The organism is Alteromonas sp. AO-Serp (genome assembly GCF_017849675.1).
GTDB classification, from domain to species: domain Bacteria; phylum Pseudomonadota; class Gammaproteobacteria; order Enterobacterales; family Alteromonadaceae; genus Alteromonas; species Alteromonas macleodii.
Genome location: NZ_JAFLMX010000352.1, coordinates 1 through 6244, shown reverse-complemented (window position 1 = coordinate 6244; position 6244 = coordinate 1). Strand labels below are relative to the sequence as shown.

Genomic DNA, 6244 nt, shown 5'->3' with positions numbered 1-6244 from the left:
TGCTGTAACGTATAGGTCTGCAAGAAGCCTCAGTATAATTAGTTTCAACATAAGAAGCTTAGTAAGCGCATTACGCGCTGTAACAATCGTCAAATAAGGTAGAACCTTCGCAATGGCCTTTATCCAAGTTGCCGTGCCAGTGCCACTGCGCCAACTTTTCACGTATACCCACGGAAACGCGCTAAGTGCGGGTGTAATAGTGGTTGTGCCTTTCGGTCCGAGCAAACTTGTGGGCGTAGTTGTTGAAACCCTACACAAAACTGAAAGCGACATTGAAAACTCCAATAAGCTAAAAGCTATTGAGTCGGTACTGGACGATAGCCCTATTATAGATGGGGTGTTGTTGAAAATGGCCCAATGGCTGTGGCAGTACTATCATCATGCGCCGGGTGAAGTGCTACACGCCATGCTGCCTGTCTTATTACGCAAAGGCGAGTCAGCAGCGCCAACACCCCAAGACATGTTAATGCTTACCGAAGAAGGTAAGCAAACGACTGCAGACACGTTATCGCGGGCGCCTAAACAACAAGCCTGTTTTACTGCAATGGCTGGTGGTGCCTTATTAGCATCCCAAGCGCGCAAGCAGTATGGCGCACCTGCGGTCAAAGCGCTCGTCGAAAAGTCATTGATAAGCATTGAAGAAGTCGCGCCTGAATTTAAGTCAGGCAGTTGGCTTGCCTCGTTATCGGTGTCTGAAAAGCCAATTCCAGATACTGAGCAGTCGGTTGCCATTGCCGCACTTAATCGTCAGCAGGGCAATTTCGCTGTAAGTTTGCTTGAAGGGGTTACCGGTAGCGGTAAAACGGAAGTGTACCTTCAAGCCATCGAACCCTTACTGCGCGACGGAAAACAAGTGCTTATACTTGTGCCAGAAATTGGGCTGACGCCGCAAACGGTGTCACGCTTTGAAAAGCGCTTTGGTATTGCAGTGGGCGTTTTACACTCTCAGCTTTCTGATAAAGAACGGCTACAGGTGTGGCAGCGAGCAAGAGCTGGTGAACTCGGGATAATCATCGGTACCCGTTCAGCTATTTTCACTCCGCTGCACAACCCCGGCATGCTGATTGTGGATGAAGAGCACGACGAGTCTTTTAAACAACAAGATGGGCTTCGCTATCACGCCCGTGACCTAGCAGCCATGCGGGCTAAGCAGCACAATATTCCTCTTTTATTAGGCAGCGCCACGCCCGCACTCGAAACACTTAATAATGCGCTAAGCGGTCGCTATGCCCATTTGCAGTTAACTAAGCGAGCGGGAGGTGCGAAAAGCACGCATCAGCGCGTGTTGGACGCGCGTGACCAACCCATTCACTACGGTATTTCGCAAGGCTTGCTAACGATAATGCGCCAGCATATCAACGCGGGAAATCAGGTATTGGTGTTTGTGAATCGCAGAGGCTATGCGCCAGCGCTGCTTTGCCATCACTGCGGCGAAACCGTCATGTGTAAGCGTTGTGACCGCCCTTATACTGTGCATAAAGCGCAGAACCGTTTACAGTGTCATCACTGCGGCGGCATGCGCTCAATGCCATCAAACTGCGAAGCGTGCCATCACAATGAATTAGTTACGGCGGGCACAGGGACCGAGCAAGTCGAGCAAGGGCTTGCAAGTTTATTTCCCGGTGTTAAACAGGTACGAATAGACAGCGACACCGTGCGGGGCAAAGATAAACTGCACCAAACACTGGATGCAATAAACCGCCAAGAGTACCAGCTTTTGGTCGGTACCCAAATACTATCAAAAGGTCATCATTTCCCGCATGTAACCTTAGTGGCGGTGCTAGATTGTGATGGCGCACTTTTTAGTGCCGATTTTAGAGCACCAGAAAAGCTCGCTCAGCTTGTAACTCAGCTTGCAGGAAGAGCAGGGCGCGCCAGTAAACCCGGTGAAATGTGGCTGCAAACTCACAATCCCCACCATCCTTTGCTACAAGATTTAGTACATAACGGCTATGGGCATTTCGCCAGACACGCTTTAATGGAGCGAAAAGCGGCAGGGCTTCCCCCTTTTATTAGCCAGTTTGTCATTCGCGCAGAAGCGACCGACAGCAGTTTGGCCTATCGCTTTTTACAAGACAGCAAACAAGTATTTCACCAGCAGCATGCTATTGCGTTAAATGGCCCGTTTCCTTGTCTAATTGAAAAGCGGCAAGGCAGGTTTCGGTTTATGCTGGTATGCAGCCATGAAAAGCGTGCGCCGCTTCACAATGCGCTGCGTTTGGCGCTGCCATTTTTACAGGCGTTGCCACAGGCAATGAAGGTAAGGTGGTCGATAGATATTGATCCTACCGATTTCAGTTAGCTTGTTGGGTAGCAATACGTTAAAATTTCTGCAGGATTGAAGTGCAGGAAAGCTGCTGCTTCATAAAGATTTGGTATATGACGTTTTCTTACGCATACAAACAACGATAACAAGTAGGAATATTGCCGACTATGGCTCAACGCGATTATGTCTCTCGTGGACGCTCTCCTCAGAAAAAGAAGCCGGCTGGTAAAGGTAGAAAACCGGCCAGAAGCGCGCAATCAAATGCGCAATCTAATGCCCCGGTTTCTGGAAAACTTCCTATTGTGCGCCTTGTTGGCGTATTCGCATTGGTGATTGGCTTTGGTGCATTTTTGTGGTCAATAAAAGACAATGTAGAAGACGACGTGGATACACAAGCTTCACGACCTGTGGCTCCTACAGAAGAGACGTTACCTGAGCTTCCTGAAGAAGAATGGGAGTACATTAAGACCCTTCCAGGATATGAAGTAGAAGTTGAGGTCAAAGAGCAAGAAAAATCTGACAAACGCTATTTAATGCAGTGCGCCTCGTTTAGAACCCGCGCGCAGGCTGAAGAGATGAAAGCCAAAATTGCATTCCAAGGTTTAGAGGCGCTTATCAGACACAGCACTGGCAGCAACGGCGATTGGTTCCGCGTTATTCTGGGCCCTTACGAGTCTAAGCGTGATGCAGAAAAAGCCAAGCACAGTCTGCGTAAAGTGAACATTGCGACATGCCAAATTTGGTACTGGAATTTGTAGCAGATTATTGTAGGTAACACTTAATGCGGTGCATACGGCGCTGAAATAGCGCGTAGAGAAAGGATGCGTTTACAAGGAAGTATCAATGAGTATTGCCATCACCGAACAACCAAATTACGCCGCTTATAGCATAGAAGAGCTTGAGGACGTTCTGGAAAATATTGATAAGCAGGCCTTTCCAGAACGCTATCAGGCAGCAAAAAATGAGCTCGCTGCTAAGCGGGCAACGCTGCCACCTGAGAATGATACGGATAGCGCCCATCAAGATGAGCATTTTACTCGACCTAAGTGGTCTGAGCTTCATCCAATAACACGTATCAGTAACGGCGCTTTTTTAGTACTTATTGGCGCTTTGATTGTATCGGCATTCACCAACTTTATCGTGATTAACGCATGGCTAAATAATTCAACATGGGCCATTGTTTTATTTACTTTTGTTTATTGTGCCTTTTATTACCTGTCTATTTCCATCGATAAACGACAAGCGCAATTTGTGATGAAAGATTGGCGTGGAAAAGTAACAATTTTCACCATGCCGTTTTTGGGGCTTATTTTTACTTGGAATTTTATTGATAGGGCATTGCCCTACACGCTTCACTTGGCGTCCGGAAAACAAGAAACGGAACTGAAATTTGCTTATGAAAAAGGCAGCGGCTCTAAACACTGTCGACACTCACTGTTGTTAAAAGAGAGCGGTACCTTGTCAGATGGGCGATTATGCTTAAATCAAAGTGAGCACAAACGCTTACCAAATAAAGGATGGGTGTATGTTAAGGGCTCCGAAAGTGGTTTTGGTTTTGACATTGAAGGGTATCGATTTCGCTAAATTTCAACCATGAATGCCTGCGTACTAATCACTTCAAATGCAATTAGCCCAAGCAAAATGAGATTAACCAAAACCGTTACCCAATAAACCCTCATAAATGACGATTTACTACGCTTATGTTTAAAAATCTGTTGGGCTAGCAATGCACCAGGCCAACCTCCCAATAAGCTTAATATATGCAGTTTTGCCTCTGAAACTCGCCGTTTTTCCTTTTTTGCAGCCGATTTGTCTATGCCGTAAAACAGTATGGTAAGCATACTTACCGCGCCATAAATGATAGGCACTATAAACGGTAACCGACCTGACAATGTAAATAACGCAAGTGCACCGGAGAAAATACTCAGTACGATAATATTACGTTTTCTTTGCGAAGTTGGCTTATTGGCGCGTAAACGTTTTGCTTTGTGATCCTTGAGTAAGCTGATGTTGCAGGCGCGGTGATTGCCTTTTCTATCCTGCTCAACTTCATAAACAATAATGTCGCCATTAACAGGGCGCCTAGAGCGCTGTTTAAACGCTTTGATATGAGCAAACGCCCGTATTCCGCCACCGTTGGGCTCTACAAAGCCAAAACCTTTAGCATCGTCCCACTGTTGTATTCTTCCTTGATACTTCATTCTTACTCCTTTAATACCATTATGTAGCGACTTCAGTGTTGCTATTTTATCTGTGCTCTATCAATTAGGCATTATTTCAACTGGCCATAGGGCTTCATTGGCGAAAGTATGCACTCTAGATATGGGGTATTCAATAAGCGCCGTATGCGCTAAGCCCATATAGTAGGCAGGTTTGAGCGCACATTCTTTTGTATTACCCTTGAAATTAAAAAGCCTTCCCCCACTTATTTGTTATTGAATTTGAACGCTGCTGCCTTTGCTAGACGAAAAACGCAGCAGCGCCCAGCCAAACGGGGAATTAACGTGACAACGATTGTATCTGTACGACGTGGGAATCAAGTGGTAATGGCCGGTGACGGACAGGTATCACTGGGCAATACCGTAATGAAAGGTAATGCGCGCAAAGTGCGCCGTTTATACCACGACAAGATTTTAGCGGGCTTTGCTGGTGGCACGGCCGACGCATTTACGCTGTTTGAACGCTTTGAAGCAAAGCTAGAAGCGCACCAAGGCCATCTGACCAAAGCGGCAGTAGAGCTTGCTAAAGACTGGCGAACTGACAGGGCGCTTCGCAAGCTAGAAGCGCTGCTTGCCGTAGCAGACGAAACCGCATCGTTTATTATTACCGGTAACGGTGATGTGGTGCAGCCAGAACAAGATCTTATCGCGATTGGCTCTGGTGGTAACTACGCTCAAGCCGCAGCTACTGCACTACTTGAAAATACAGAGCTAAGCGCAAAAGAAATTGCCGAAAAAGCGTTGACCATAGCGGGTGATATTTGCGTATTCACTAACCATAGCCAAACGGTTGATGTACTAGATTACTAAGTAATAGCTGAGTGCTGTTATCGGTTTGCTGTCGCTCGTATGAATTTGAGTACAGCAAGCGCTGTTAGAAAAGGGTTTATTCATGTCTGAAATGACACCAAGAGAAATTGTTCACGAGTTAGACCGACATATTATTGGTCAACAAGATGCCAAGCGCGCTGTATCTATTGCACTTCGAAATCGCTGGCGTCGTATGCAGCTTGAACCTGAGCTGCGCCAAGAAGTTACGCCAAAAAATATTTTGATGATTGGCCCTACGGGTGTGGGTAAAACTGAAATAGCCCGCCGTTTAGCAAAACTTGCTAACGCGCCGTTCATTAAAGTTGAAGCGACTAAGTTCACTGAAGTGGGCTATGTAGGTAAAGAAGTTGAGACCATCATTCGTGATCTTGCTGATATTGCGGTGAAGATGACGAAAGAAAATGAAATGAAAAAGGTGAAATTCCGCGCAGAAGAAGCTGCGGAAGAGCGCATTTTAGATGTTTTGCTGCCTCCACCAGAAGATGCATGGGGTAATAAGGAAAACGTTGAAGATCGCGGCACGCGCCAAGCATTTCGCAAAAAGCTTCGTCAAGGCGACCTAGACGACAAAGAAATTGAAATTGACGTAGCACTTCCGCAGGTTGGCGTAGAAATTATGGCGCCTCCAGGTATGGAAGAAATGACCAATCAGCTTCAGGGCATGTTCCAGAACTTGTCGGGTTCGCAAAAGAAAAAGAAGAAGCTGAAAATTAAAGAAGCGTTCAAATTACTAATTGAAGAAGAGGCTGCACGCCTTGTGAATCAAGAAGATTTAAAGGAAAAGGCCATTGAGTCGGTAGAACAGCACGGTATTGTGTTTATCGACGAAATTGACAAAATTTGTAAGCGCGAGGGCAACTCGTCGGCCGATGTGTCTCGCGAAGGTGTTCAGCGTGACTTGCTTCCACTTGTGGAAGGTTCAACGGTA

6 protein-coding genes are annotated in these 6244 nt (G+C 46.5%); 5 read left to right on the top strand and 1 reads right to left on the bottom strand.

All coding sequences use genetic code 11. The features are described 5' to 3' along the window. The first annotated feature begins 112 nt into the window (after nt 1–112). The 3 genes from priA (at nt 113) to QVA83_RS22005 (ending at nt 3850) form a co-directional block, all read left to right on the top strand. Nucleotides 113–2302 (top strand): primosomal protein N', encoded by a 2190-nt coding sequence (priA, locus tag QVA83_RS22015; protein ID WP_287498968.1) that lies wholly within the window; start codon nt 113–115, stop codon nt 2300–2302. A gap of 131 nt (nt 2303–2433) precedes the next feature. Next, nucleotides 2434–3024, top strand: a complete 591-nt coding sequence (locus QVA83_RS22010) for a cbb3-type cytochrome oxidase assembly protein (RefSeq protein WP_014977575.1) — start codon at nt 2434–2436, stop codon at nt 3022–3024. Nucleotides 3025–3109: 85 nt separating this feature from the next. Beyond that, nucleotides 3110–3850: a hypothetical protein gene (locus QVA83_RS22005; RefSeq protein ID WP_110289371.1), complete on the top strand. Its 741-nt coding sequence runs from the start codon at nt 3110–3112 to the stop codon at nt 3848–3850. On the opposite strand, the gene QVA83_RS22000 is transcribed toward QVA83_RS22005, so the two are convergent. Then, nucleotides 3847–4467: a DUF1294 domain-containing protein gene (locus QVA83_RS22000; RefSeq protein WP_269350016.1), complete on the bottom strand. Its 621-nt coding sequence runs from the start codon at nt 4465–4467 to the stop codon at nt 3847–3849. The two genes, QVA83_RS22005 and QVA83_RS22000, sit on opposite strands and share 4 nt — an antisense overlap. A gap of 303 nt (nt 4468–4770) precedes the next feature. Here QVA83_RS22000 and hslV point away from each other — a divergent pair, with 303 nt between their 5' ends. Together hslV and hslU are read left to right on the top strand one after the other, a co-directional pair. Next, on the top strand, nt 4771–5295 hold the full coding sequence (gene hslV / locus QVA83_RS21995) for an ATP-dependent protease subunit HslV (protein ID WP_014950969.1): 525 nt from the start codon (nt 4771–4773) through the stop codon (nt 5293–5295). An 82-nt stretch (nt 5296–5377) separates the two neighbouring features. Beyond that, on the top strand, nt 5378–6244 hold an 867-nt coding region (gene hslU, locus QVA83_RS21990; protein WP_287498967.1), incomplete at its 3' end, for an ATP-dependent protease ATPase subunit HslU.

What these genes read in the sequence shown, in the direction of transcription:
- priA (WP_287498968.1), top strand. Translation starts at nt 113, where the DNA reads ATGGCCTTTATCCAAGTTGCCGTGCCAGTGCCACTGCGCCAACTTTTC.
- QVA83_RS22010 (WP_014977575.1), top strand. Translation starts at nt 2,434, where the DNA reads ATGGCTCAACGCGATTATGTCTCTCGTGGACGCTCTCCTCAGAAAAAG.
- QVA83_RS22005 (WP_110289371.1), top strand. Translation starts at nt 3,110, where the DNA reads ATGAGTATTGCCATCACCGAACAACCAAATTACGCCGCTTATAGCATA.
- QVA83_RS22000 (WP_269350016.1), bottom strand. Translation starts at nt 4,467, where the DNA reads ATGAAGTATCAAGGAAGAATACAACAGTGGGACGATGCTAAAGGTTTT.